This is a genomic window from Corynebacterium aurimucosum, assembly GCF_030408555.1.
Classification (GTDB): domain Bacteria; phylum Actinomycetota; class Actinomycetes; order Mycobacteriales; family Mycobacteriaceae; genus Corynebacterium; species Corynebacterium aurimucosum.
This window is the reverse complement of record NZ_CP047048.1, coordinates 2,160,840-2,184,302: the sequence shown is the minus strand read 5'-3', so window position 1 is coordinate 2,184,302 and position 23,463 is coordinate 2,160,840. Positions and strand designations below refer to the sequence as shown.

The 23,463-nt window shown below is 59.7% G+C and carries 21 protein-coding genes, 2 tRNA genes and 2 pseudogenes; 13 read left to right on the top strand and 12 right to left on the bottom strand.

What is annotated here, in order from left to right; translation table 11 throughout:
• The first annotated feature begins 115 nt into the window (after positions 1 to 115).
• Positions 116 to 1,288 carry an ADP-forming succinate--CoA ligase subunit beta gene (gene sucC, locus CAURIM_RS10360; RefSeq protein WP_201829507.1) on the top strand — a complete coding sequence of 391 codons (1,173 nt, stop codon included), beginning with the start codon at positions 116 to 118 and terminating at the stop codon, positions 1,286 to 1,288.
• Positions 1,289 to 1,296: 8 nt separating this feature from the next.
• Entirely contained in the window at positions 1,297 to 2,175 is an 879-nt protein-coding gene (sucD, locus tag CAURIM_RS10355; protein ID WP_070729980.1) for a succinate--CoA ligase subunit alpha, read from the top strand.
• A gap of 42 nt (positions 2,176 to 2,217) precedes the next feature.
• On the opposite strand, the gene CAURIM_RS10350 is transcribed toward sucD, so the two are convergent.
• The 4 genes from CAURIM_RS10350 to orn form a co-directional block, all read right to left on the bottom strand.
• Positions 2,218 to 2,763, bottom strand: coding sequence for a DNA-3-methyladenine glycosylase (locus tag CAURIM_RS10350; RefSeq protein WP_201829205.1), 546 nt, complete (start codon positions 2,761 to 2,763; stop codon positions 2,218 to 2,220).
• 27 nt (positions 2,764 to 2,790) lie between these two features.
• A complete protein-coding gene (locus tag CAURIM_RS10345; protein WP_201829207.1) occupies positions 2,791 to 3,651 on the bottom strand; it encodes a siderophore-interacting protein in 861 nt (286 codons plus the stop codon).
• A gap of 175 nt (positions 3,652 to 3,826) precedes the next feature.
• A tRNA-His gene (locus CAURIM_RS10340) sits at positions 3,827 to 3,899 on the bottom strand.
• A 48-nt stretch (positions 3,900 to 3,947) separates the two neighbouring features.
• Positions 3,948 to 4,580 (bottom strand): oligoribonuclease, encoded by a 633-nt coding sequence (gene orn / locus CAURIM_RS10335; RefSeq protein ID WP_236659389.1) that lies wholly within the window; start codon positions 4,578 to 4,580, stop codon positions 3,948 to 3,950.
• 269 nt (positions 4,581 to 4,849) lie between these two features.
• Between orn and CAURIM_RS10330 the strand changes: the two genes are divergently transcribed.
• A complete protein-coding gene (locus CAURIM_RS10330; protein ID WP_201829210.1) occupies positions 4,850 to 6,394 on the top strand; it encodes an alanine/glycine:cation symporter family protein in 1,545 nt (514 codons plus the stop codon).
• Positions 6,395 to 6,474: 80 nt separating this feature from the next.
• Positions 6,475 to 7,691 (top strand): IS3 family transposase gene (locus tag CAURIM_RS10325; RefSeq protein ID WP_201827686.1). Its coding sequence is split into 2 segments (ribosomal slippage): positions 6,475 to 6,736 and positions 6,736 to 7,691, totalling 1,218 coding nucleotides; the frame shifts between segments, so codons are not numbered across the junction.
• 79 nt (positions 7,692 to 7,770) lie between these two features.
• Here CAURIM_RS10325 and cmrA read toward each other — a convergent pair.
• Complete coding sequence (cmrA, locus tag CAURIM_RS10320; protein WP_070644644.1) at positions 7,771 to 8,583, bottom strand: mycolate reductase; 813 nt, start codon at positions 8,581 to 8,583, stop codon at positions 7,771 to 7,773.
• Between the two features lie 127 nt (positions 8,584 to 8,710).
• Here cmrA and CAURIM_RS10315 point away from each other — a divergent pair, with 127 nt between their 5' ends.
• Entirely contained in the window at positions 8,711 to 8,896 is a 186-nt protein-coding gene (locus CAURIM_RS10315; protein WP_070443435.1) for a PspC domain-containing protein, read from the top strand.
• On the opposite strand, the gene CAURIM_RS10310 is transcribed toward CAURIM_RS10315, so the two are convergent.
• The 3 genes from CAURIM_RS10310 to CAURIM_RS10300 all read right to left on the bottom strand — a co-directional run bounded on the left by CAURIM_RS10310 (position 8,897) and on the right by CAURIM_RS10300 (position 10,021).
• Entirely contained in the window at positions 8,897 to 9,529 is a 633-nt protein-coding gene (locus tag CAURIM_RS10310) for an alkaline phosphatase family protein (protein ID WP_070719340.1), read from the bottom strand.
• Between the two features lie 76 nt (positions 9,530 to 9,605).
• Positions 9,606 to 9,679, bottom strand: a tRNA-Arg gene (locus CAURIM_RS10305).
• A gap of 60 nt (positions 9,680 to 9,739) precedes the next feature.
• Positions 9,740 to 10,021, bottom strand: coding sequence for a LysR family transcriptional regulator (locus CAURIM_RS10300; RefSeq protein ID WP_070443549.1), 282 nt, complete (start codon positions 10,019 to 10,021; stop codon positions 9,740 to 9,742).
• A 76-nt stretch (positions 10,022 to 10,097) separates the two neighbouring features.
• Between CAURIM_RS10300 and CAURIM_RS10295 the strand changes: the two genes are divergently transcribed.
• From CAURIM_RS10295 to CAURIM_RS10270, 6 genes and pseudogenes are all read left to right on the top strand, one after another.
• A complete protein-coding gene (locus CAURIM_RS10295; RefSeq protein WP_201829212.1) occupies positions 10,098 to 12,170 on the top strand; it encodes a bifunctional copper resistance protein CopD/cytochrome c oxidase assembly protein in 2,073 nt (690 codons plus the stop codon).
• Positions 12,171 to 12,391: 221 nt separating this feature from the next.
• Positions 12,392 to 13,036, top strand: coding sequence for a single-stranded DNA-binding protein (locus CAURIM_RS10290; protein WP_070719345.1), 645 nt, complete (start codon positions 12,392 to 12,394; stop codon positions 13,034 to 13,036).
• A gap of 80 nt (positions 13,037 to 13,116) precedes the next feature.
• Positions 13,117 to 14,787 carry an energy-dependent translational throttle protein EttA gene (ettA, locus tag CAURIM_RS10285; RefSeq protein WP_201829214.1) on the top strand — a complete coding sequence of 557 codons (1,671 nt, stop codon included), beginning with the start codon at positions 13,117 to 13,119 and terminating at the stop codon, positions 14,785 to 14,787.
• Between the two features lie 49 nt (positions 14,788 to 14,836).
• A complete protein-coding gene (locus tag CAURIM_RS10280) occupies positions 14,837 to 15,295 on the top strand; it encodes an acyl-CoA thioesterase (protein WP_201829216.1) in 459 nt (152 codons plus the stop codon).
• The gene (locus CAURIM_RS10275) at positions 15,295 to 15,951 is read left to right on the top strand and encodes a DUF8185 domain-containing protein (protein ID WP_070443584.1); all 657 of its coding nucleotides are present in this window, start codon (positions 15,295 to 15,297) and stop codon (positions 15,949 to 15,951) included. The genes CAURIM_RS10280 and CAURIM_RS10275 overlap by 1 nt, the downstream gene beginning before the upstream one ends.
• 300 nt (positions 15,952 to 16,251) lie before the next feature.
• Positions 16,252 to 17,079, top strand: a pseudogene (locus CAURIM_RS10270) (alanine dehydrogenase); the annotation flags it as partial.
• Between the two features lie 14 nt (positions 17,080 to 17,093).
• On the opposite strand, the gene CAURIM_RS10265 reads toward CAURIM_RS10270, so the two are convergent.
• The gene (locus CAURIM_RS10265; protein ID WP_201828605.1) at positions 17,094 to 18,407 is read right to left on the bottom strand and encodes an ISL3 family transposase; all 1,314 of its coding nucleotides are present in this window, start codon (positions 18,405 to 18,407) and stop codon (positions 17,094 to 17,096) included.
• A gap of 139 nt (positions 18,408 to 18,546) precedes the next feature.
• Between CAURIM_RS10265 and CAURIM_RS10260 the strand changes: the two are divergent.
• Positions 18,547 to 18,807, top strand: a pseudogene (locus tag CAURIM_RS10260) (alanine dehydrogenase); the annotation flags it as partial.
• Here the strand turns inward: CAURIM_RS10260 and CAURIM_RS10255 are convergent.
• Together CAURIM_RS10255 and CAURIM_RS10250 are read right to left on the bottom strand one after the other, a co-directional pair.
• Positions 18,804 to 19,193: a globin gene (locus CAURIM_RS10255; RefSeq protein WP_201829218.1), complete on the bottom strand. Its 390-nt coding sequence runs from the start codon at positions 19,191 to 19,193 to the stop codon at positions 18,804 to 18,806. The pseudogene CAURIM_RS10260 and the gene CAURIM_RS10255 sit on opposite strands and share 4 nt — an antisense overlap.
• A gap of 2 nt (positions 19,194 to 19,195) precedes the next feature.
• Positions 19,196 to 20,107, bottom strand: coding sequence for a mechanosensitive ion channel family protein (locus tag CAURIM_RS10250; RefSeq protein WP_253287096.1), 912 nt, complete (start codon positions 20,105 to 20,107; stop codon positions 19,196 to 19,198).
• 206 nt (positions 20,108 to 20,313) lie between these two features.
• Here CAURIM_RS10250 and CAURIM_RS10245 point away from each other — a divergent pair, with 206 nt between their 5' ends.
• Entirely contained in the window at positions 20,314 to 21,474 is a 1,161-nt protein-coding gene (locus tag CAURIM_RS10245) for a cystathionine gamma-synthase (protein ID WP_070443606.1), read from the top strand.
• Positions 21,475 to 21,527: 53 nt separating this feature from the next.
• Here CAURIM_RS10245 and CAURIM_RS10240 read toward each other — a convergent pair whose 3' ends face one another.
• Complete coding sequence (locus CAURIM_RS10240) at positions 21,528 to 23,417, bottom strand: FAD/NAD(P)-binding protein (protein WP_201829509.1); 1,890 nt, start codon at positions 23,415 to 23,417, stop codon at positions 21,528 to 21,530.
• Positions 23,418 to 23,463: the final 46 nt, after the last annotated feature.

Genomic DNA, 23,463 nt, shown 5'->3' with positions numbered 1-23,463 from the left:
AATGCAAAGTGTGTGAAGTGTAATACTTTAACTTCTGCAAAGTGGTTTGCATCACGTCTTTGTTTTGGTGAATCTTGTGGAGAACTAGTTATTCACTGCAAAGATGGAGGCAGAAGTGGATCTCTACGAGTACCAAGCTCGAGACCTCTTTGAAGCTCATGGCGTTCCCACCCTCAAAGGCATCGTTGCGACCTCGGCCGTGCAGGCTGAAGAAGCAGCCGTGAAGTTGGGGACACCGGTGGTCGTGGTCAAAGCACAAATCAAAACCGGTGGGCGCGGAAAGGCTGGGGGAGTCAAGCTAGCGCACAGTCCTGCGGAAGCCGCGGAGAAGGCCAATGAGATTCTAGGCCTGAAGATCAAGGGGCACACCGTGCGCAAGGTCATGGTGGCAGAAGGTGCCGACATCGCTGCGGAATACTACTTCTCCATCCTCCTGGACCGCACCAAACGCCGTTACCTGGCCATGCTCTCCAAAGAAGGCGGCGTGGAGATTGAGAAGCTGGCCGAAGAGCGCCCAGATGCCCTGATTAAGCGCAGCTTCTCCCCACTCGATGGCATGACAGACACCCTCGCTCGAGACATGGCGTATGAGGCGGGGTTTGACGAGGGGGACGTCGCCAAGCTGGTGCCCGTGTTCAAGAAGCTCTACACGGTGTACACGGAAGAAGATGCCACGCTGGTAGAGGTGAACCCGCTGGTCAAGACATCGAGCGGTGAGATGATTGCGCTTGATGGCAAGGTCACGCTGGATGATAATGCGCAGTTCCGCCACCCCGAGCACCGGGACCTCCAAGACCACGGGGCGACCGATCCGCTGGAGCTCAAGGCGCAGAAGATGGGGTTGAACTACGTGAAGCTTGACGGTTCCGTGGGGATTATCGGCAATGGCGCTGGCCTCGTGATGTCCACGCTCGACGTCGTGGCCTATGCCGGCGAGGTTTTTTCTTCGCAGCCGAAGCCCGCGAACTTCCTCGATATCGGTGGTGGCGCTAATGCGGAGGTGATGGCCAACGGGCTCGAAGTGATTCTCAGTGATCCGCAGGTGAAATCGGTCTTTGTCAATGTCTTCGGCGGTATTACCGCCTGCGATGAAGTGGCCAAGGGCATCGTGCAGGCCTACAAAATCCTGGACTCGGAGGGGATTGACCCCAAGCCGCTCGTGGTGCGCCTGGATGGCAACAACGCGGAATTGGGACGCACGATTCTGAATGACGCACACCTGCCCAAACTGGAGCAGGTTGAAACCATGGACGCTGCGGCCCGCCGGGCTGCGGAGCTGGCGAACTAGGAGTAGACATGTCGATTTTTCTCAACAAAGACTCGCGGATCATTGTCCAGGGCATGACGGGGTCCGAAGGTATGAAGCACACGCGTCGCATGCTGGAATCCGGCTCCACCATCGTAGGTGGGGTCAACCCGCGCAAGGCAGGTGAGCGCGTGGATATTGAGGGGCGTGAGATTCCCGTCTTCGGTAGCGTGCGTGAGGCCATGCAGGCTACCGATGCCAATGTCACCGTCATTTTTGTGCCGGCAAAGTTCACTAAGGACGCAGCGGAAGAAGCCATCCGCGCCGGTATTGAACTCGTGGTCATCATTACGGAAGGAATTCCGGTGAAGGACACCGCTGAGCTCTATGCGCTGGGACGAGAATCCAAAACCCGCATCATTGGGCCGAACTGTCCGGGGCTCTACACACCGGGTGAATCTAATGCGGGCATTATTCCGGCAGAGACTGCGCCAAACCCAGGAAAGATTGGCTTGGTGTCGAAGTCGGGCACCCTGACGTATCAGATGATGTACGAGCTATCCGATATTGGCTTTAGCACGTGCGTGGGAATCGGTGGAGATCCGATTATCGGGACCACGCACATTTCAGCGATTGAGGCCTTCCAGAATGATCCGGATACCGAGGCGATCATTATGATCGGTGAAATCGGCGGTGATGCAGAGGAGCATGCCGCTGCCTATATCAAGGACCACGTCACGAAGCCGGTGATTGCGTATATCGCGGGCTTTACCGCGCCGGAAGGCAAGACGATGGGGCATGCTGGCGCCATCGTGTCTGGCGGTTCTGGTACGGCAGAAGGCAAGAAGGCGGCGCTGGAAGCGGCCGGCGTGAAGGTGGGCAAGACCCCCTCGCAGGCCGCGGAGCTGGTGCGAGCAGCCTTGGCTTAAAGATAAGGCGCATGAGTCTCAGGACTCATGCGCCGGTAGGGGCTAGCGGGGGAGACCGCGACGTCGAGACACTGTCTTGTCGAAGGGAATCCAGAATCGCAGCGCGGCATCTTGGTTCTTTGAGATGCCGATGCGCGGCCCGCGGACCCACTCGGGCTCCTCTTCGCGTGCGGCAAGTTTTACCGGGGTTCCGTTATCTTCAAGACTGAATCCTAAGGCCTTGCCCAAATTGCCAGGGCCGCGGGCGAGATTATGAAAATCCGTGTCGCCCCGGCGCTGGTAGGCAATGTCTAGCCCGTCGATGACTTCTCCGCCGCGGAGCAAGCAACCCTGACCGGTGCCTTCGGGCGCGCAGACGATATTGCTGTTCCGATGGATGCCATAAGACATGTAGACGTAGAAGCGCCCGGGTTGGCCAAACATGGCTGCGTTGCGCGGAGTGCGGCCCTTAAAAGTGTGTGAGGCCTCATCGTCTGCGCCGAGGTAAGCCTCGACCTCCGTGATGCGTACCGAAACGCCGTTGTGCGTGAGCACCGTGCCCAGAAGCTGGGGAGCAACGACGTCGGCGGTGTCGGTGAAATCGATCATTGCCGCAGTCTAACGTGAAAACAAGCGTTAGGCCTTAGCTCTTTCTTCCTCTGCTTCAATCTCTGCATTGAATTCGCGCTTGGAGGATTGCCATTGGTCCTCAGTCATTCCGATACGCCAGTAGCCAGAGATAGAAACGTCTTCCTTGGGAATTCCAGATTCCACGAAAAGGAAGCGACGCAGCTCTTTGATCATCTCGGCGACACCGTGGATGAACCAGCTGGTTTTCTTCTCCTTGGGGATACTAGCCTCGCGTACCACGCGGGATAGCTCAGTGCCGTGGGTAGCGCCATTGCGGATCACCCAGACGATCTCCACGCCCTCGCGGGTGGGCAGCTCGAACTTGTGGTCTTCGTCTTCGATCTCGATGAAGGCCGTAGTGGTCGCGCCCTCAGGGAGGTGGCGCAGACCAGCGCCGATGGCCGGTGCCGCAGATTCATCGCCGGCGAAGATGAAGTGCTCATATTCTTCGGCAGGTCCCCACGCGCCACCTGGGCCGAGGAAGCCGATCTTCTCTCCGGCCTTAGCGACTCGTGCCCACGGACCAGCCAGACCGGAATCACCGTGGGTGACAAAAACAACGTCGAAGTCCCCGGTCTCCGGGTCTAGGTTAATCAGGGTGTAGGTACGGAGAATTGGTTGCTTATCACGCGGCTGCTCTTCGCGAATCTGCTGGACATCAAATGGCCAAGAATAATCGGCGCTTTCTGGCACGAATAATAACTTGATGTAGTGATCCGTAAACTCCAGCTCCTTGCCTACAAAAGCCGGGGAGTTCATGCTCAACCGAATCAAATCCGGAGAGACCTGGTAGCGACCAGTCACGGTCGCTTCATGTGCCTTGCGGGGCTTGCGCTTCGACGCTGCCTCTTTAGCTTGGCCAGCCATCGTTATCACTGTCCTTTGAAAACTTGAGGTGCTGTGCTGGAGGAAGCCTACGCACCATGCAATTAGGTAAGGCTAACATACTCAAGGCCGGCAGGTTGGGGGCTTGGGGGTGCTGAGGCGCAATGCAAAAAGTTGACCCCGCATCCTACTCAAGCAGAATGCGGGGTCTATTCGGGGTGGCTGACGGGGCTCGAACCCGCGACACCCAGGATCACAACCTGGTGCTCTACCAGCTGAACTACAGCCACCATCGTTGCGGAAAGCAACGAGATACAGGTTAACCCACGTTCTCCGTTTTACAAAAACGCCTGGTAGTCGTTGGTAGTAGCCGCCTTGAGCTCCTCAGCTTCCGGGGTGGAGGGGCCGTTATCTGTGCGGAACACGCTGCGGCGATAAAAATCGAGCTCGCGAATGGACTCGATGATGTCCTGCAAGGCTCGATGTGCCATCCCCTTGTCGGGCTGGTTGTAATAGGCCCGCGGGTGCCAGCGGCGTGCCAGCTCCTTAATCGTGGAGACATCAATCATTCGGTAGTGCAGCGCGGCGTCCAGGCGCGGCATGTATTCGCGAATAAAGGTGCGGTCCGTAGCGATGGAATTGCCGGCAAGAGGTGCCGGATGATTGGCGTCGCAGTGCTTCTCGACGAGCTTCAGCACCGCCTCCTCTGCCTCCTTAATCGTGATTACAGATTCTCGAATCTCCTTGTCCAGCCCAGACTTCGCGTGCATCTCGGTGACGAAGTCATCCATCTGCGCGAGTTCTTCCTCCGTGGCGTGGACGACGAAGTCAATGCCCTCGTCGAGAATGTTCAGTTCGGCGTCGGTAATCACGGCGGCAACTTCCACGATCACGTGGCGCTTCGGATCAAGCCCGGTCATCTCCAGGTCGATCCAGACGAGGCGGTCGTTCTTAGCGGGGATATCACTCATGTCTTCCACCATAGTTTCTCTTGGGGCGTGGTCGGGGACGCGCGCTCTTGGCTCGGTGGGGGTAAGTGGGGGTGGGGGAAGAGTGTGCTTATCGAAATCGGTCTCTTAATCGATATGTGCTGGGGATTTGTGCTGGATGTCAATGTTGAGGGTGGTGCCTTCTCAACTTTTTTATGATTTCACGCACGAAAGTCGTCGTGGAAGGGGCATTATTAGGTCAGCCTTTAACGTGACGGCACTCACATATTGCGAAGGACGGTAACCTACCGATGTCAGCCTTTCTCGACACCCTCAACTCTTTGATTTGGTCACCAGCACTAGTCTTCCTGTGTCTTGGCGCGGGAATCTATTTCACCCTGGCCACCAAGTTCTTGCAGGTACGCTGCATTCCGGACATGATTAAGCAGCTGAAGGATGGTGAAAGCTCCGATTCGGGTGTCTCCTCCTTCCAGTCGCTGATGATTTCGCTAGCGGGCCGTGTCGGCGTGGGCAATATCGCGGGTGTTGCGACGGCTATTGCCTTCGGTGGACCAGGTGCGGTGTTCTGGATGTGGGCCGTGGCCCTGCTGGGATCTGCCACCTCGTTTGTGGAATGTACTCTGGCGCAGGTTTATAAGGAGAAGGACCAGGACACCGGTGAGTACCGTGGTGGCCCGGCTTATTACATCGAGAAGGCCTACAAGCACACTAAGGCCGGACCATTCATGGTGGTTTATGGCATCGTCTTCGCCATTGCGATGATCCTGGCCACCAGCTACTTCCTGCCTGGTATCCAGGCGAACGGCGTGGCCGCTGCAGTCCAGAACGCTTGGGGTATTGAAGTTGGCTGGTCTGCCCTGGTTCTGGGCGGGATTCTAGCCATCATCATTATCGGTGGTGTCAAGCGCATCGCGAACTTCGCGTCCCTCGTGGTTCCGTTCATGGCGGCTGCCTACATTCTCTTTGCCATCATCATTCTGATCATGAACTTTAACCAGATTCCCGAAGTCTTCGGCATGATCTTTAAGTCTGCTTTCGGCGCCGAGCAGGCCTTCTCCGGCCTGTTGGGCTCGGCCATCATGTGGGGAGTCAAGCGCGGCATTTACTCCAACGAGGCTGGTCAGGGTACCGGTCCGCAGTCTGCTGCGGCCGCGGAGGTGTCCCACCCGGCGAAGCAGGGCTTCGTGCAGGCCTTCGCGGTTTATATCGACACCCTCTTCGTGTGTTCGGCTACCGCCTTCATCATCATCTCCACCGACATGTACAAGATCTTCGAAGGTGAATCGGAGGATGGCCCCGTGGTCTACGCTGGCTCCATCCCGGATGGCGTGGAAGTAGGGCCGGGCTTTGTCCAGCACGGCCTAGACACCTTGTTGGCAGGTTTCGGACCGAGCTTCATTGCCATCGCCATCGCGTTCTTTGCCTTTACCACCGTCTTGGCCTACTACTACATGGCAGAGGTCAACCTGACCTACTTCAACCGGTGGATCAGCAACAAGACCACCCGTCGCGCGCTGGTGTGGCTCCTGCGCATTCTCCTCGTGGTCTCCGTGATTGTCGGAGCTACCACGACTCCGGGTGCAGCCTGGGCGCTGGGTGATATCGGTGTTGGCGCAACGGCCTGGCTCAACATCATCGCCATCCTCTTCCTGCAGGTCCCGGCTCTCAAGTGCCTCAAGGACTACAGCGCACAGAAGGCTGCTGGCAAGGACCCGCAGTTTGACCCAGAGGCGTTGGGAATCAAGAACGCAGAGTTTTGGGTAGAGCGCAAGGTTGCCCGGCAGGAAGCCGCGCAGAAAGCTATCGCGGAGCAATCGCCGCTCCAAGGTAAGTAAAGCAATGCCCGCTCTCTTTTTGAGGTTACCCTCGTTTAGTGGACACCCTATTTGTACGGATCTTGTGTCCGTAAGAGAGGATGTTCATTGTGAGTCAACAGCGCAAGAAGTACACGCCGGAGTACCGGCGTGAGGCCGCGAACCTGGTAATCGAGTCAGAGCGCCCAATTGCCCATGTGGCTAAGGAAATCGGTGTTTCCGCCGGGCTTTTAGGCCGGTGGGTCAAACTCGAGCGTGAACGCCGAGGAGCCTCGGATGGGATGAGTGAGGCTGATCTTCGTGCTGAGAATGCTCGTCTGCGCCGTGAGTTGGCGGAAGCCAAGATGGATAACGAGTTTTTGTCAAAAGCGACAGCCTTCTTCGCTTTGAGGCAACGCGAGCAGAAAAGTTCGAACTAATGCAGCAGGAGAAGGCGAACTACAGCATCAAGCGCATGGCACGACTATTAAAAGTATCTCGGTCTGGATACTACAAATGGGCCCATGTGCAGCAGAAACGACTATCCGGAAAGGATGATCGGGCAGCATTTTACGATGATGTTGACCGTAAGATTCATCAGATTTGGAAAGACTCCGATGAGGTTTATGGTGCTCCGCGGATCACCGCAGAGCTTGCCGAGCGCTACCACATTTCGCTTAACCGTAAGACTGTGGCGAAGCGGATGCGCATGATGGGCATTGAAGGGATTTCACCGCGTGCCTTTGTCCCGGTGACTACAATCCAAGCCAAGCGTAAGTCGAGTCTTCCTGACCTGGTCAAGCGCATGTTTGATACTGGTGAGCTCAACCGAGTGTGGATGTCAGATATTACCTACCTTCGCACCGGTGAGGGCTGGTTGTACTTGTGCGCGGTCCGCGATGGTCATTCCCGCAGAGTGCTGGGCTGGGCTATGGATAGCGTGCAAGACACACACCTGGTCGAACGGGCCCTGCGGATGGCGCATACACTGCGCGGTGATGTTCCTGATGGGCTGGTGTTTCACGCTGACCGCGGAACGCAATTTACCAGTGAGAAGCTCTGGGAGGTCTGCAGCAGACTGGGCATTGCTCAGTCTGTGGGGCGTACTGGTGTGTGCTTCGATAACGCGATGGCTGAGTCGTTCTGGTCGACGCTAAAGACTGAATTCTACGACCGTAAGCGATGGCCTACCCGTGATGCTGCACGCAAGGCCGTTGCCTACTGGATTGAAGTCGTCTACAACCGTCGGCGCCGGCACTCTGCACTCGGAATGGTCAGCCCCGTCGACTTCGAGAACCACACCGGCGCAATCAACAGCAGAAAAGAAATAGCTGCCTAACCACTAGGTAGCTCCACTACGTGTCCACGATTTGCGGGCAACCCCATTTTTAAAACAGGAGAGCGGGCATTGTGGTGTTCTAAGCCATCTTCGAATAGAAGCTGCCGATGAGCGGTGCAGCAATTGGGGTGGGCACAATCTTGCCCAGCGCGTTCATTGCTTTCGAAAGTGGCCCGGGGACCACGCGGCGCTGGTTGCGGGCCATGGCCTCCAGAGTTTCTTCAGAGCAAGACTCGTAGGTGGTCCACAAGAAATCCGGGACGACCTTGTCCACGATCGATTGCTCTTCTTCAGGGATGACGGCATCGCGCACCGGGCCAGGGGCAAGTAGCGTGCAGGTCACGCCGGAGCCCTTGAGCTCGTAGTGCAGGGCCTCAGTAAAGGCGTTGACACCTGCCTTGGTGAAAACATAGGTGGCATTGTTTGGAATGGAAACGTTGCCCGCCGCCGAGCCCACATTGCAGATAGCGCCGCTGCGCCGCGGCAGCATCTGCTCCAGAGCAGCGCGCGTCAGACGGTGAACGGCCTTGCCGTTGAGGTCGAACTGCCGGGTTTCATAGTCCCAGTCCTGATCCATGAACTTGCCAAAGCTGGCGATACCCGCTGAGTTGACGATGATGGAAATTTCCTTGCCCGCCATGAACTCGATGACGCGGTCCACGTCCGCTGCCTCGGAGAGGTCCGCTGCCAGCGCAATGGCGTCCACCTCGTGGCGTGAGCGCAGATCCGCAGCGATGGACTCGAGGACGTCTTCGCGGCGTGCGACGAGGATGACGTTGTAGCCGCGGGCGGCCAGGTCCTTGGCCATCGCAGCGCCAATTCCCTGGCTAGCGCCGGTCAGCAGCGCATAGGAGGAGCGGGTAGGGGCGGGCAGCCCAGGGGAGTGAGCCATAAGCGGCATCCTTTCTCTCAGGGTGGGAAGTCTCCACCCAGCGTAGAGCAATCAGGGTTTAAATCAGGGTAAACACCGATGAATCCTCAGTCCCAACTCTGGATAATGGAAGGTGAAAGGAGAGATCATGAACAACCAACGTTTGACCCGTTCCACAACTGACACGATGCTCGGAGGTGTGTGCGGCGGCATCGCGCACACCTACAACCTTGATCCGACCCTGGTGCGCATTCTCTTCGTTGTTGCGACCCTACTGGGCTTCTCAGGCATTCTGCTCTACCTCATCCTCTGGGTTGTCATCCCAGTGGAGTAGTTACTGCAGCGGGCCCAGAGCCATGAACCGCTTCCACGTTTCCCACTCTTCGCGCAAGCGCGGCAAGGCGCTGGGTGGGGTGGCGGAGTCGTCGACAAGCACGGCGTCCTGCATGCGCACGCCGTTGTCGAAGAAGAGAGCCGCGTGCCCGGATGCCCCGTAGCGGAGGACCGGCACCAAGTTGAGCCCATCGAAAGACAGCGGGGCGTTGGGGCGCACATCGAGCCCCGCGATCGCCGCGAGCGTGGGTGCCAAGTCGAGCGGGGAGACGAGCTCTGTGCACTCTCCGGATTCTGCAACCCCGGGCCACAGGAGGGACATGGCGGCCTTATCTCCCTGCAGGGAAGCCACCGCCACCACACCATCGAGGGTGTCCAGTAGCTGGGGGTTCGGCTGTTCGAGAAGACGAAAGACCTGCGAAGAAGCTGGCTGGGTATCCTCCCGAACCTCGAAGCCAGCGGCCTTGAAAATCTCCGTGATGCGCGTTGTGGCTCCGCGCTGTGGATATTGTCCGGTGAGCACCGCGCGGCGTGATGCCGCATAGCTTGGTGCCGGTACCCACGCGTTAGTGAAGCGCATACCGCGCAGCGCTGATTCCGGGGCGTGGTCAAAAGTCGCGAGGGTGATGTCCATAGAAGAGAGTCCAATCTGTGCCCAAAGGCCACTTTCTGAGGCTTAGTGAAGCCCTAGAAAGTGGCCTTGACCTGCGTGCCCCCAGCAGGATTCGAACCCGCGACACATGGGGTAGAAACCCACTGCTCTAATCCACTGAGCTATGGAGGCGTACCGAAAACATCATAACGCACCGCTGCGGACCACCTGATTATCGGGCTATCGCTGGTGTTAGTTCTGCGCTGGTGTTGAGGAAGCAAATTCGGCAAGGCGGGCGGTGGCGGTGGTGAGGAGGGAATCGATCGAGGTAGCCACGCCGTAGAGATAATCCCCAGCCTCCGTGGTGTGGACTCCGCCGCGTCCGCGGGAAAGTAGCTTCACGTTGAGATCTTTTTCAAGCTTGCGGACGGTCAGGCTCAAAGAAGGTTGTGTGAGCTGTAGCGCTTCCGCAGCTTGCGTGAAAGAACCGTGATCTACGACGGCCCGAAAGTGGTGAAGCTGGCGAGAGTCCATGAGAGCAGACTACACGAATGCTGAGAATAATTTACCTTTTAGGTAAGAGAACGTCTGTGGCGGTAGACTGCCCACCATGCACACTGAGAAAGAAAATCCCAGCTCACAGCACTTTCGGGGGCTGGCGCACTCGGAGTCGGGAGCGCAGCCTTCCCGCTTGTTGAATTTTTCTTTCGTCGTCTTCGCGGGCCTCGTGGGAGGAATTATTTCCTTGTTCTTTCTCGCGGATTCGCTTGCCGCCCTGGGCATCCCCGACCCAGGCCGCATGACAACGTTCGGCCTTCCCTTCTTCCGTGCGGTTGCCTGGATGCTCATGGCGCTAGCCATCGGTTCATTTATGTCCAGCGCCTTCTTGATTTACCCGGCCGTGCCGGACAAGGACAACGAGCGTCTCATCGAGGCTGGCCTGACCGTCGATGGGCACATTGCGGCGCGCACCGGCGCGTGGGCCGCCGTGGGCGCTGCGGTGGTGTCGTTGATTGAGGTTCCCCTCGTGATGTCGGACCTCACCGGTACCCCGTTGGGCCAAGTCCTCAACCCAGAGCTGATGGGCATGGCGGTGGGGCAGATTGCCACGTCGCAAGTGTGGCTGCTCACCGCGGGAATCGCAGCGCTCGTTGCCATCATGGGCTTTGTTGCGCGCACCTGGGCGGGACAGGTTGCCACGTTCTTCCTGTCGCTGTTGTTGACGGTGCCCCTCGGCATGGAGGGTCACTCGGCCTCCGGCGGCGATCATGATTACGGCACGAACTCGCTGCTATTGCACCTTTTCTTCATCATGCTGTGGGTCGGCGGGCTCATGGGTCTCATTGCGCATGGCCGCCGCCTAGGCCCTGACATGGGCGTGGCGGTTCGCCGCTACTCTACGGTTGCGCTGCTGTCCATTGTGGGGCTGGCGGCGACCGGTGTGGTCAACGCGCTCATCCGCGTTGAGCTAGGGGATTTATTCACCACTCGCTATGGCTTGCTGGTGTTGAGCAAAACAGTGCTCACCGTGGTGCTCGCGGCCATCGGCTTTGTGCATCGCCGGGTCACCATTCCCCAGCTGCAACGCGCGCCGCGCCTGTTCATCCGGGTGGCCGTGGTGGAGGTTCTCATCATGGCGGCCACAGTCGGCGTGGCCATCTCGATGGGCCGTACACCGCCCCCGCCGCCGCGGGATCCGAACCTCAACGCCATGCAGATCCTCGTGGGCTACGAGCTTTTCGACGCCCCCACAGCCACCAACGTGTGGACCATGTTCCGCTTTGATCTCATGTTTGGCTCGCTCGGACTCGTGCTAGCCGGCTTCTACCTGTACGCGCTCTGGCGTCTGAAGCAGCGTGGGCTGACGTGGTCGGCGGTGCGTACTACCTGGTTCCTTGTGGGCTCACTGGGCCTGACGCTGATCCTGAGCAATGGCATCGGCCTATACATGCCGGCGCTGTACTCCATGCACATGTTGGTGCACATGATTCTGTCGATGGCAATTCCCCTGTGCCTCGTGTTGGGCGCCCCAGTGACCCTGGTGATGGAAGCCTTTGAGCCGGGTGGGCCGGGCAAGCCCACGCTTCACGACGCCGCCGTCGCCCTCACCAAATCCCGTACCCTGCGTGTGCTCACGCACCCAGCGGTCAATGTCCTGCAGTTCCTGGCCATCCTCTACGTGCTCTACCTCTTCCCGAGCTTCTATGAGGTCGCCATTTCGGAGCATGCAGGGCATGTCATCATGAACTGGGTCTTCTTGATCTCCGGATATATCTACTACTGGGAGGTCATCGGCCCGGATCCGCTGCCGTGGCGCGCGCCCACGGGCGTTCGCCTGTTGATTCTGTTTGTGTCGATGCCCCTGCACCTCTTCGCCGGTGTTTATCTCATGCAGATGCAGGTGATTCTTGGTTTGGACTTCTATGAATCCTTGAACCTGCCGTGGAATCCGGACTTTGTGAAGGACCAGCGGACCGGCGGCGGCATTTCTTGGGGATTCGGCCAATTCCCGCTGGTGATTGTGTTCGGCTCACTATTCCGGGACTGGCTGCGGGAAGATCGCGCGACTGCTCGGCGCTATGATGCTAAGGCAGACGTGGACGGCGATGCTGATCTGGAACGCTATAACGCGATGCTCAAGCAAATGGGGGAAGGCGACGAATCTAGCTTCCGCCAGCACTAGGGGTGCCAGCACGAGAGAGCTGGCGCGTCCAGGGTGATGGAAAGGGTACTTCTGCCTGGATAAACGGATTTTTTGTTGACGCTTGCAACAAGTTATCCACAGGTTGCTGGCGGAGTCATTGCGGGTGCTGTTCCTGGTGGCAAAGATGCGAGGTAAGGGAGGCGCATCGCTTCCTCAACCGCAAGAAAGCTACCAGCCATGACCAGCAAAGGAATCAAGCAATGTCTCAATACCCAATTTCCATTACAGGACGTCTGACTCACGACCCGCACCTGACCAAAATCAGCGACACCATGTATAAGGCCCGCATCCGTATCGCTTCTTCCCGCAGCGTTCCGGAGAAAGACGAGGAAGGCAAAACCGTATGGCGGGAGCTGGATCTCAACTTTATCGATGGAGAAGTGTGGGGGCAGTGCGCCATCAACGTGAAGAAGTCACTGTTTAAGGGCATGCCCGTCTTCGTTATGGGCTCCATCGTGACTGACCGGTGGGAAGATCAGCACGGTGCGAAGCGCTCTAGGACCTATATCAAAATCGCCCACGTGGGCCTGGACCTCAACCGCTTCTGCATCACCTCTACAAAGATCGGTACCTCCTATGGTGAGGAGGGCAGCGAAGCCCTCTGGCTAGGGGAGAATCCGCCGGTTTTGGACGTGGATTACACGGCGCCGCCGAGCGATTCACAAAACGCAAGGGATACGCAGAACACAGAGAGCACAGAAGGCTCGGAGAGTGCAACGGAAGAAGCAATGCCAGCTGCATTGCGGCCGGGAGATACTCCGCAGGACACCGCGGCGGACCGTCAGCAAGCGCAGGCCGGGGCTGAGCCATACCTTGAACCGGAGCCAGAAGAAGCGATGGTCTAAGGACAAAGGACTACCGCCGCCCATGTCATGTAGTCTTTGTACTGTTATTTACCAATCCTGACAGAAGCAAAGGGTGAAACATGGGCGAATTCATCTACACGATGAAAAACGTGCGTAAGGCCATCGGTGACAAGGTTATTTTGGACAACGTCACCATGGCTTTCTACCCGGGCGCCAAGATCGGCGTCGTGGGCCCCAACGGTGCAGGTAAGTCCTCGATCCTGAAGATTATGGCCGGACTGGATCAGCCTTCCAACGGCGAGGCGTTCATCGATCCGGGCAAGACCGTCGGCATCCTCCTCCAGGAGCCGCCGCTCAACGAGGAAAAGACGGTCCGTGAGAACGTCGAAGAGGGCCTTGGAGAAATTTTCCAGAAGAAGCAGCGCTTCGAAGAAATTGCCGAAGAGATGGCCACCAACTACTCCGATGAACTCATGGAGGAGATGGGCAAGCTCCAGGAGGAGCTGGATGCTGCCGATGCCTGGGAAGTGGATTCCAAGATCGAGCAGGCCATGGAAGCACTGCGCTGCCCGCCGTCCGATGACCCGGTGACCAACCTCTCCGGTGGCGAGCGCCGCCGCGTCGCGCTGGCCAAGCTGCTGCTGAGCGAGCCGGACCTGCTGCTGCTCGACGAGCCCACTAACCACCTTGACGCCGAGTCCGTCCAGTGGCTGGAGAAGCACCTCGAGAACTATCCAGGAGCTGTCCTCGCCGTGACCCACGACCGCTACTTCCTCGACCACGTCGCGGGCTGGATCTGTGAGGTGGACCGCGGCAAGCTCTACCCCTACGAGGGCAACTACTCCACCTACCTGGAGAAGAAGGCCGAGCGTCTCGAGATCGCTGGCGCTAAGGACAAGAAGCTGCAGAAGCGCCTCAAGGACGAGCTCGCGTGGGTTCGCTCCGGCGCGAAGGCCCGCCAGGCCAAGAACAAGGCTCGTCTCCAGCGCTACGAGGAAATGGCTGCGGAGGCCGAGCAGTACAAGAAGCTCGACTTCGAAGAGATTCAGATTCCGACTCCGCCGCGCCTGGGTAACAAGGTCGTGGAGGTCAAGAACCTGACCAAGGGCTTCGACGACCGTGTCCTCATCAAGGATCTTTCCTTCACCTTGCCGCGTAACGGCATTGTCGGCGTTATCGGCCCGAACGGTGTGGGTAAGTCCACCCTGTTCAAGACCATCGTGGGCTTGGAGCAGCCGGATTCGGGTTCCGTTGACGTCGGCGAGACCGTCAAGCTGTCTTATGTTGACCAGGGCCGCGAGAACATCGACCCGGAGGCCACCGTGTGGGAGGTCGTCTCCGACGGGCTGGATTACATCCACGTCGGTCAGAACGAGATGCCGTCCCGCGCCTACCTCTCCGCTTTCGGTTTCAAGGGTGCTGACCAGCAAAAGCCTTCCAAGGTCCTCTCCGGTGGTGAGCGTAACCGCCTGAACCTGGCCTTGACTCTCAAGGAAGGCGGCAACCTGATCCTTCTCGATGAGCCGACCAACGACTTGGACGTGGAAACCCTGGGCTCCCTGGAAAACGCCCTGGAGAAGTTCCCTGGCTGCGCCGTGGTCATCTCCCACGATCGCTGGTTCCTCGACCGCACCTGTACTCACATCTTGGCGTGGGAGGGCAACGTCGCAGAAGGCCAGTGGTTCTGGTTCGAGGGCAACTTCGGCGACTACGAGAAGAACAAGGTCGAGCGCCTCGGCGAGGAGGCTGCACGCCCGTCCCGCGTTACCCACCGTAAGCTCAGCCGCTAGGGCCTTTAAGTCCCTAGCGTTAAAGCACGAACTCCGGAAGGAACCTGGAATGTCCGCTCAGAATGTTGTGTCGGAGGAGACCAAGGACAACGTCCACGCGCTTACTGTGGGCGTGCGCTGGTCGGACTTTGACATGTACGGCCACATGATGAATGCCAACTTCATTGAGCTGGCGCAGGAGGCGCGCTTGGCTTTTGCCATGCACCACTTCTACGCACGTGGCGTCAATATGGTGGCTTTCGTTCGTCACATCGAAGCGGACTATGTCCGCCCCATCAAGTGGGATGGACGCCATGGAACGGTGACGGTGGAAACCACGGTGGTGCGCCTCGGCACCACGTCTTTCACTACTCGCCAGGCGATTAAGGATGCGCAGGGCCAAGTGGCCTGCGTCATTGATTGCGTGCAGGTCACCATTGACCCGGACACTCAGATGCCGCGAGAGGTCTCTGAGCAGGAGCGCAACATTATCCTGGAGCACGCTGTCGTCGAGCTTGAGCAGCAGTAATGGAGCGCGAAACTCTGACATTGCGCAGCGGTGGGGTAGGGCTGCGCGCCCTCCTCTCCCGCGCGACGGGGCTGGATGCATCCGCAGCGGTGCGCCTGCGTCAGTACGACACCAACCAGGCTGAGGTCTTTGTGACCACGCCGTTCGACGTCGTCGTGGCTCGGCGTTGCGAGGGGACCGTGGGCCGCGACGGTGCCGTGGTGTCGGCGCAGGCGCTTCTCGACGCCCTCCACACCGCCCCTGATTCCCTCGGCCACGAGGGAGGCGTGGAACTTGATTTAGGTCCAGCACGTGATCCGTCCTGGCCGGGGGCCTTGCCGCCGGCACAGGGCTTTCGGGAGATCGACTCGCTGCCAGTCGACGTTGTCCGTGAACTCGCGGACAAGGGCCGCCAGCTGGCCCGCCAATTCTCCGGGCCGATGGGACCTCCGAAGAGCCTGCTGAATCAGACGGTGCTCACCGTGAATGATGCGGAGACTCAGGTGGAGATTCCTATGCGGATGATTTTCGCCTGCACGAGCTTGGGGCTCATCCCGGGCTTTGCCGCCTCACTCGAGATCCCCCGCCACCTTCGCGTGGCGGGCAAGGGGCGCTGGGTGCGCCTTGATGCGCCTTATGGCAGCGTTTACCACTCGACGCGGCTGTCCTTGTTCTAAAGGTCTAAAGCAGTGCGTACCCCGCCAGTGCGGCGCCTACGGCGACCGTCCACGGCGGGGCTTTGCATAAGAGTGCTATTCCTGTGCCCACTGCGATGAGCGCCGAGGCCCACCCCGTAACTCCGTGAGTGATGATGGGGCTTACAGGACCGTACATCGCGCAGTGTGCTCATGCTCCGCATACTAACGTCTGACGGGGAGCCGTGCCTGCTGAGCAGGAACAACACATCTAAGGGGTGATCTGCGTTACCCTAAAGGGGTCGAATTCTTTTTCTTCAGCAAAAGGAGATGGCTCGAAGCATGCGTATTGGCGTACCCAAAGAAATCATGAATAACGAAAACCGCGTCGCGCTTACCCCCAGCGCGGCCGGGACGCTGGTGAAGGATGGCCATGAGGTTGTAGTGGAAACAACGGCCGGGGAAGGTGCTTCTTTTCCGGACTCCAGCTATGAAGAGGTCGGCGCGACCATCGTTCCCTCCGCAGCGGAGGCCTGGGCTGCGGATATGGTGGTCAAGGTTAAAGAGCCACTCGAGTCAGAATATGGATATCTGCGCGAGGACCTCCTGCTGTTCACCTACCTGCACCTGGCTGCGGACCGCCCGTTGACGGAAGCGCTGATCACATCGGGGACGACGGCCGTAGCCTATGAAACCGTGACCGATTCTCGCGGCACCCTACCACTGTTGACCCCGATGTCCCAGGTTGCTGGTCGTCTTGCCGTAATCGAGGGCGCGCACCATCTGCTCTCCACCGAAGGTGGGCGAGGTTTGCTGGTTGCTGGCGTACCAGGCACGCGGCCAGCCCGCGTTGTCGTTATCGGTGGTGGCCAAGTGGGGGCGTCGGCAGTGGCAATGGCGCACGGCCTGCGCGGCGAGGTGACGGTGTTGGACCTTGACCCGCACGTGCTGCAGCGCTTCGATGAGCAGTATCAGGGCAGCGTGCGCACGATTGTGTCGGATCCGGCGGCGCTCGAGGCTGAGTTGCTGGAGGCGGACTTGGTTATCGGCGCGGTGTTGGTTCCAGGTGCTGCGGCGCCGAAGTTGGTGCGCGAAGATGTGGTCGAGCGGATGAAGAAGGGCGCTGTGCTTGTCGACGTCGCCATTGACCAAGGCGGCTGCTTTGAAAACTGGCCCTTCCGGTTTTAGAGTGCGTTGATTTTGTCCTGTAGTTGTCCGGAGTGGATGAGGCATCGCAAGATGTAGTGGTTGAGGTTTTTGAATCCCAGGGCGATGCCGCGTAGGTGTTCGAGTCTGCCGTTGATTGCCTCAACGGGACCGTTGGATGCGCCGATATCAAAGTAGGCGAGCACATCTTTGCGTCGACGCCACAGGGTGCGTCCCAGTTGGGCGAGCTCTTCTAAGCCTTTTGGTAGTCCTTTACGCAGGGTGTGGATGATGCGTTCCATGAGCTTTCTGCCTTCCGATTTCTTCGGATGCGCGTACGCTGCGATCACGTCTTGGTAGAGCAGCCACGTTACTTCTAGGGCCACGTAGTCGTCATCGGTGGCCCACAGCATTTCTAAGCGTTGCTTTTGCCGCTCGGTGAGATAGTTCGTCCTGGTCAACAGGGTGCGCCGGTGCTTGTACAGCGGGTCATCTTTGCGTCCGCGGCGCCCGGTTGTCTCACGTTGGAGTCTTTGTCGGCAACTGGTGAGCTTGTCGGCTGCCAGATGCACCACATGGAAAGGGTCCATGACTTTATTCGCCTGTGGTAGTTGCTCTTCAACTGCGGTGGCATAACCGGTGAACCCATCCATGGTCACCACCTGTATCTGCTCCCGGAAGCTGGGGTCGCGCTCTTTAAGCCACCCGCTGAGCACGTGGGCGGATCTGCCCGGTCGCATGTCTAACAAACGAGCAGGCCCACGCCCGTCCACCAGCGGGGTGAGGTCAACAAGTATGGTCACCAGGTTTGATGCCTGACCTGGTTTTCTGGTGTGTTTCCATACATGTTCATCGACTCCGAGGACGCGAACCCCGTCTAGGTGGCAGGGGTCGCCGTAGACAAGCTGGCGACAGGCATCCAGTGCGACCTGGTTGACCAGGTCCCAGCCCACACCGAGTGCTTTGGCGGTAGCTGACACACTCATCCGGTCAATAGCAAGGCGCTGCAAGATCCAGCGGGTGACCCGATAAGTGAGTTTGGCGCCGTCATCCGCGCAGGTTAAAGATTCTTGGAAGATCTTTCTCTTACATGAGACGGCTGTGCATAAGAATCTGGGGACTGTTACGTGCAGCCTAGTGGGGAATCCAACGACAGGAAGATCAACGAGTCGACGGGTGGTGTGGTCGCGCAGCTTTCCTGGCTGTCCGCAGTCCGGGCACACGCCGATAACGGCTACTGGCGTGGCCTCAATGATGGTCAACGCTCCGGTATCAGCGGCACCGGTGATGGCAAGTCCGATTTCCGCGGTACGGCAGATAGTGTCGGCGACGAGGTTTCCAGTAGGCTTCACAGTACGGGTCCCTGGTGGGTTTAGATGGTTGTGTAGGAACTTTCATCTTCACACCAGGGACCCCTACATGTTGTGGTGACCCGCTGAACCCGTCGTTTTCTACCTCACCCCGCTACGCACCCCGAAACCGGAAGAGCCTGAAAACTCCCGAAAGACCTCGCACGACGAGCCCACCTTCAAGGTGCACGACACGATCTTCTACTGCGTGGCCAACATGCCGGGCGCAGTAGCGAATACCTCCGCCCGGGCGTTGGGCTCTGCCACGCTGCCCTATATGCGTGCAGTGGCTGCTGATGGCTTTGACGGTGCGGTTGAGCGCTACCCAGGCTTGGGCGATGGACTCATGACTCGTGGGGGAGAGCTGCTGTCCCAGCCGGTAAAGGACGCCTTCGGGCTTTAGGGAGCGCGGTTGATGAGCATCGCCGCCACTCGCTCCATGTGGTCCCAGATCATGGCGCGATAGGCCGGCGGGATGGTCTCCTCGTCGATCTGCGCTAAGGAGTTGCCCATGAGCTCGAGCCAGCGATCATGGGCGGCCATGTCGATGGGGTAGGGCGCATGGCGCATGCGCAGGCGAGGGTGGCCGCGCTGCTCGGAAAAGAGCTGTGGCCCTCCCCAATACTGCACAAGGAACCAGGTCAGGCGCTGTTCTGCTCCCTCCCAGTCCTGCTGTGGGTACATCGGGCCGATGAGATCATCCTCGCGCACCTGGGCGTAGAAACCGCCGACGAGTTTCTCAAAGGTCTCCACTCCGCCGACGGCGTCGTACACGCTCGTTGGTTGCACGCCTAATCTTCCTTTCTCGTCAGGCTGGGTTCTTCCAGATCAAAGATAGCCATCCCCCTCGGGTAGGGCGTGGTAATTCCTTCCGTGTGCATGGCGGTGAGGATTTTCGCCTGCATGGCGCGCTGCACATCCCACTGCTTGCCCGGTAGCGTCTTGACGGAAACGCGGTAGGACATGTGGTCCACTTCCAGGCCAGACATGCCGTTGACCGTGGGGGTGGCCAGGATGAAGTCCTTGATGTCGGAGTCGCGGGCGGCTTCTTCTGCTGCGGTGGTGATGACGTCGACTGCTCGGGTGGGGTCGTTGCTCAGCGCGATGGGGACCTGGACGCGGGCTACGGAGTAGCGGTCGGAGTGGTTGGCCACCTGCAGGATTTCGCCATTGCGGACGTACCATAGCGCGCCATCGATGTCGCGGACCGTGGTGATACGCAGGGAAATGGACTCTACATCGCCGAAGACCCCGTTGCCGAGGTCGATGGTGTCACCGATGCCGTACTGGTCCTCCATGAGCATGAAAATGCCGGAGAGGAAGTCCTTGACCAGCGCCTGGGCACCGAAACCAAGGGCGACACCAACCACGCCGGCTGAGGCCACGAGCGGGGCGACGTTGACGCCGAGCTTGTCCAAGATGGCCAGCACTGCCCAGACCCAGACGAATATGGCGACCGCGGAGCGGCCGACGCCGGCGAGAGTCTGGATGCGGGAGGTGCGCCGTGCCTCTTGCGTTTTCTCGAGCGCCTTATCGGTTGTTCGGTGAGCTTTGCGAGGGGAGAGCGGCGAGCTGAGCTTGCCCTTCTTGATGCTGTTGTCTGCCAGTTTGGTGATGAGCCGCCGCAGCAGCCAGCTACCGATGATGGCGACGATGAGAATGAGAGCAATGCCGATGGGCTTGTCTATGAGCCAGGACTGCATGTTTTCGGTCTGCCACCACCTGGTGACTGTGTCGACGGCGTCGTTGGCTGTTTCGGAGGCTGAGCCTAGGCGTGCGGATAATGCAGTCACGCGTGTCCTTTCTTTTTGTCGCTCACGACTGACGCCTATCGATAGTAGGGAAGAGAGTTGAATATAAAAAGCTAGTCTTTCTCGCAACTGAACAGCTTGGTCTAGACTTGTGCCTCATGACTGACAACCGCACTCTTGGCTTTTCTTCCCGTTCCATCCATGCCGGTTACCAGCCGGATCCTTACATGGGATCCATCAACGTACCGATTTACGCTTCCACCACGTACCAGCAGGATGGCCTCGCGCAGCTGCGCGGCGGCTACGAGTATGGTCGCGTGGCCAACCCCACCGTTCATTCCCTAGAGAAGACCCTCGCGGCGCTAGAGAATGCCGAGTATGCTCGCTGTTTCGCCACGGGCATGGCGGCCGTCGATACCCTCATCCGTATCATCGTGCGCCCAGGTGACCACGTGATTTTGGGTAACGATGCCTACGGCGGCATGTACCGTCTCCTGCACCATGACTACGGTGAGTGGGGCATCGAGCTGTCCATCGTTAATACCGCCGATACCGCGGCGGTGGAGGCGGCGTTGAAGGAGAACACCAAGCTCATTTGGTTGGAGACCCCGACCAATCCGGCGACGACGATCACGGATATCGCTGCGGTCACTAAGGCAGTCAAGGCGGCTGGCGACGTCCAGATTGTCGTCGACAACACTTTCGCCACTCCCTACCTGCAGAACCCTCTGGAGCTGGGCGCGGATCACGTTCTGCACTCCACCACGAAGTACCTGGGCGGCCACTCGGATGTGCTGGGTGGTGCGGTCGTGACCAACTCCGCTGAGATGGATGAGCGCCTGCTGTACTTCCAGGGCAACGTCGGCGCGGTGTCTTCGCCTTTTGACGCCTACCTCACCGCCCGCGGCATAAAGACCCTGGAGGTTCGCATGGATCGCCACTGCTCCAATGCACAGGCCGTGGCGGAATTCCTGGAGTCCCGCCCGGAGGTCAAGCAGGTTCTCTACCCGGGCCTGCCCTCGCATCCGGGCCACGAGCTGGCGAAGAAGCAGATGCGCGGCTTTGGCGGCATGATGTCCGTGCGCTTCCATAGCGAGGAGCATGCTCGCCAGATCTGTCTCAACACCAAGCTCATCTCATTGGCGGAGTCACTCGGCGGTGTGGAGTCCCTCATCGAGCACCCACAGAACATGACCCATATCTCCGCGGAAGGCTCCGAACTCGTCCCGCCGGCAGACCTCGTGCGCATCTCCGTGGGCATTGAGTCCATTGATGACCTGCTCGCGGACTTGGAGCAAGCCCTCGACGCCCTGGACTAAAACCACCGAGAGCGCCAAGGCAGTGTGGGCCTCGGCGCTTTCGCTGTGTGAGGTTAGAGGGAAGTGAGCAGGGAACCGGCCGTGCGGTCGGTTTCTTGCAGCATGAGCGGATCGGTGCCCGGCATGGGGGAGATGGTGGTATCCGGCCACTGCGAATAGGTGGGGATGCCGACGATGTGCAGGCGCGGGTCCTCGGTGCCGCCGGGGTTGACCACGCGACGGTTCCATGTCGTCTCCGGCGAGCCGGTGGCCTGCCCATGGTCGACGAACGCGCGAACACGTCCGTTGAGAGATACCGCAAGTGGGTCGCCGGCGCGGCGGACATCGGGGGAGTGCATCCAGGCGTCGATAAGCCAGGTGGAGGAAGCCTCACCGTGCGCGGTGCGCAGCGTGAACTTCTCACCGATCTCCAGCTGGGGGCGCTGGCCCAGGAAGGTGACGAGGCCGGCGTCGACAAGCGCCAGCAGCTGGCGGGTGCGGAAGAGCGGCGGGCCGGAGCCCACCATCTGCCCAAAGGCCATGAACTCCTTGTAGGTGCTGGTCCGGGACTCCCACGTCATCCGGCCCTCCGAGCCGGCGATGGAGGAGGGCTTGCGCGCGGCTGAGATGGCCCACAGCGCGGACTTCAGCGGGGAATCGGCGGCGGCGACGGCCTCCCGGATATCGCGGGCGAGGCCCTCGGCGATGTACTCGGTGATCTCGGCGCCCTCCGCGCTGTCGAAGTCCGCCAGCGGGTTCGCCCAGTGGGCAAGGTCGAGGGGGTCAGTCGATGTGCCCTCCAGCGTCACGCGCAGCTGATCCGCCATGCCTCGGAGATCTGGGGCGGTGAGCTCCGTGGAATCAATCGTGGCGAGGATATCCGCAAGCGGGCGCTGCAGGGCATCTGGGAATACACGAGCCTGGTTCTCGTAGTATTCGGCGTAGGAATCACGCAGAATGTGCGGTAGCAGCTGCGTGCTAAAGTCCAGCTCCGCTTCCGGATCAAGCGCGGCGACCGCGGCGCGGAAGCGGGTCAGCTCAGCCTTTGGTGGCAGCGCGTGATACTCCGACTTCGGGATATAAGGGTAGCCGCGGCCGGAGGAGACGATGAAGTGCGGTTCCTCGCCGTTGGGTTCGTAGCGCAGCCCGGAGCGGGTGGAGGGATCCTCGACGAACTCGCCGCCGCGGTCGATGGTGAGCAGCGCCATGACGTCGAAGAAGCCCATGCCCAGGCCCCGAACTAGGACCTTCTCGCCCGCAGGAACCTCAGACACCGGTTGCTCCACCGGGTTATCTGGGCGCACCCAGTGCAGGCCGGAATCTGCGGCCTCCGCCAGGGCACGCTCGGACTCGGTCAGGGCAGGCACCTGCCAGCCATAAGCCAGGACGGTGGCATCGGCGGTGACGGTGGTGCCGTCGGAAAGCTCGATGGCGTCCTGTTCACCGCGCTCCTCTACGGACAACGCGCGCGCACGGTGCTGGACGACGTCCACGCTCTCCGGCAGCTGAGCCAGCGCAACCTCGAAGACCCACTCCAAGTAGGCGCCGTAGAGCGCGCGGGAAGGGTTGGATTCCGGGCGGGTCTGCGCGAGCTCTGTGGCAAATGAGGCGGCGAGCCCCTCGCGCGGCGGGTGGGAATCATAAAGCTTTAGCTTGGCGGGCGCGATGTCGGGGCGCTCGCCGCGCAGAAGCTGGATCCACTCGTAGAGAATGGGACCCTCCAGCACCGGCGCGGTGGTCGTGGAATCAGGCTCGGTGAATAACGTGACCGCGCCAGCCAGGGTGTTCATGCACAGCGTGCGGGTCTGATCCGTATCCCAAATGCGGCCGGCGCCCAGCGGGGCATCGTCGATGATGTGGAGTCGCAGGGGTGAATGAAGGGGGGTCGCGCGCAGATGGGCCGCAAGGCGCTCGACCAGCGAGATACCGCGCGGGCCGGCCCCGACGATGGCGATGGCGGGCATATAAATCAACCTCAAACTTTTAGACTGTGCTGTCTAGTGGAATAAT

Excerpts from the sequence above, each read along its gene's own strand:
- sucD (WP_070729980.1), top strand. The coding sequence starts at position 1,297 with ATGTCGATTTTTCTCAACAAAGACTCGCGGATCATTGTCCAGGGCATG.
- CAURIM_RS10350 (WP_201829205.1), bottom strand. The coding sequence starts at position 2,763 with ATGATCGATTTCACCGACACCGCCGACGTCGTTGCTCCCCAGCTTCTG.
- CAURIM_RS10345 (WP_201829207.1), bottom strand. The coding sequence starts at position 3,651 with ATGGCTGGCCAAGCTAAAGAGGCAGCGTCGAAGCGCAAGCCCCGCAAG.
- orn (WP_236659389.1), bottom strand. The coding sequence starts at position 4,580 with ATGAGTGATATCCCCGCTAAGAACGACCGCCTCGTCTGGATCGACCTG.
- CAURIM_RS10330 (WP_201829210.1), top strand. The coding sequence starts at position 4,850 with ATGTCAGCCTTTCTCGACACCCTCAACTCTTTGATTTGGTCACCAGCA.
- cmrA (WP_070644644.1), bottom strand. The coding sequence starts at position 8,583 with ATGGCTCACTCCCCTGGGCTGCCCGCCCCTACCCGCTCCTCCTATGCG.
- CAURIM_RS10315 (WP_070443435.1), top strand. The coding sequence starts at position 8,711 with ATGAACAACCAACGTTTGACCCGTTCCACAACTGACACGATGCTCGGA.
- CAURIM_RS10310 (WP_070719340.1), bottom strand. The coding sequence starts at position 9,529 with ATGGACATCACCCTCGCGACTTTTGACCACGCCCCGGAATCAGCGCTG.
- CAURIM_RS10300 (WP_070443549.1), bottom strand. The coding sequence starts at position 10,021 with ATGGACTCTCGCCAGCTTCACCACTTTCGGGCCGTCGTAGATCACGGT.
- CAURIM_RS10295 (WP_201829212.1), top strand. The coding sequence starts at position 10,098 with ATGCACACTGAGAAAGAAAATCCCAGCTCACAGCACTTTCGGGGGCTG.
- CAURIM_RS10290 (WP_070719345.1), top strand. The coding sequence starts at position 12,392 with ATGTCTCAATACCCAATTTCCATTACAGGACGTCTGACTCACGACCCG.
- ettA (WP_201829214.1), top strand. The coding sequence starts at position 13,117 with ATGGGCGAATTCATCTACACGATGAAAAACGTGCGTAAGGCCATCGGT.
- CAURIM_RS10280 (WP_201829216.1), top strand. The coding sequence starts at position 14,837 with ATGTCCGCTCAGAATGTTGTGTCGGAGGAGACCAAGGACAACGTCCAC.
- CAURIM_RS10275 (WP_070443584.1), top strand. The coding sequence starts at position 15,295 with ATGGAGCGCGAAACTCTGACATTGCGCAGCGGTGGGGTAGGGCTGCGC.
- CAURIM_RS10250 (WP_253287096.1), bottom strand. The coding sequence starts at position 20,107 with ATGCAGTCCTGGCTCATAGACAAGCCCATCGGCATTGCTCTCATTCTC.
- CAURIM_RS10245 (WP_070443606.1), top strand. The coding sequence starts at position 20,314 with ATGACTGACAACCGCACTCTTGGCTTTTCTTCCCGTTCCATCCATGCC.
- CAURIM_RS10240 (WP_201829509.1), bottom strand. The coding sequence starts at position 23,417 with ATGCCCGCCATCGCCATCGTCGGGGCCGGCCCGCGCGGTATCTCGCTG.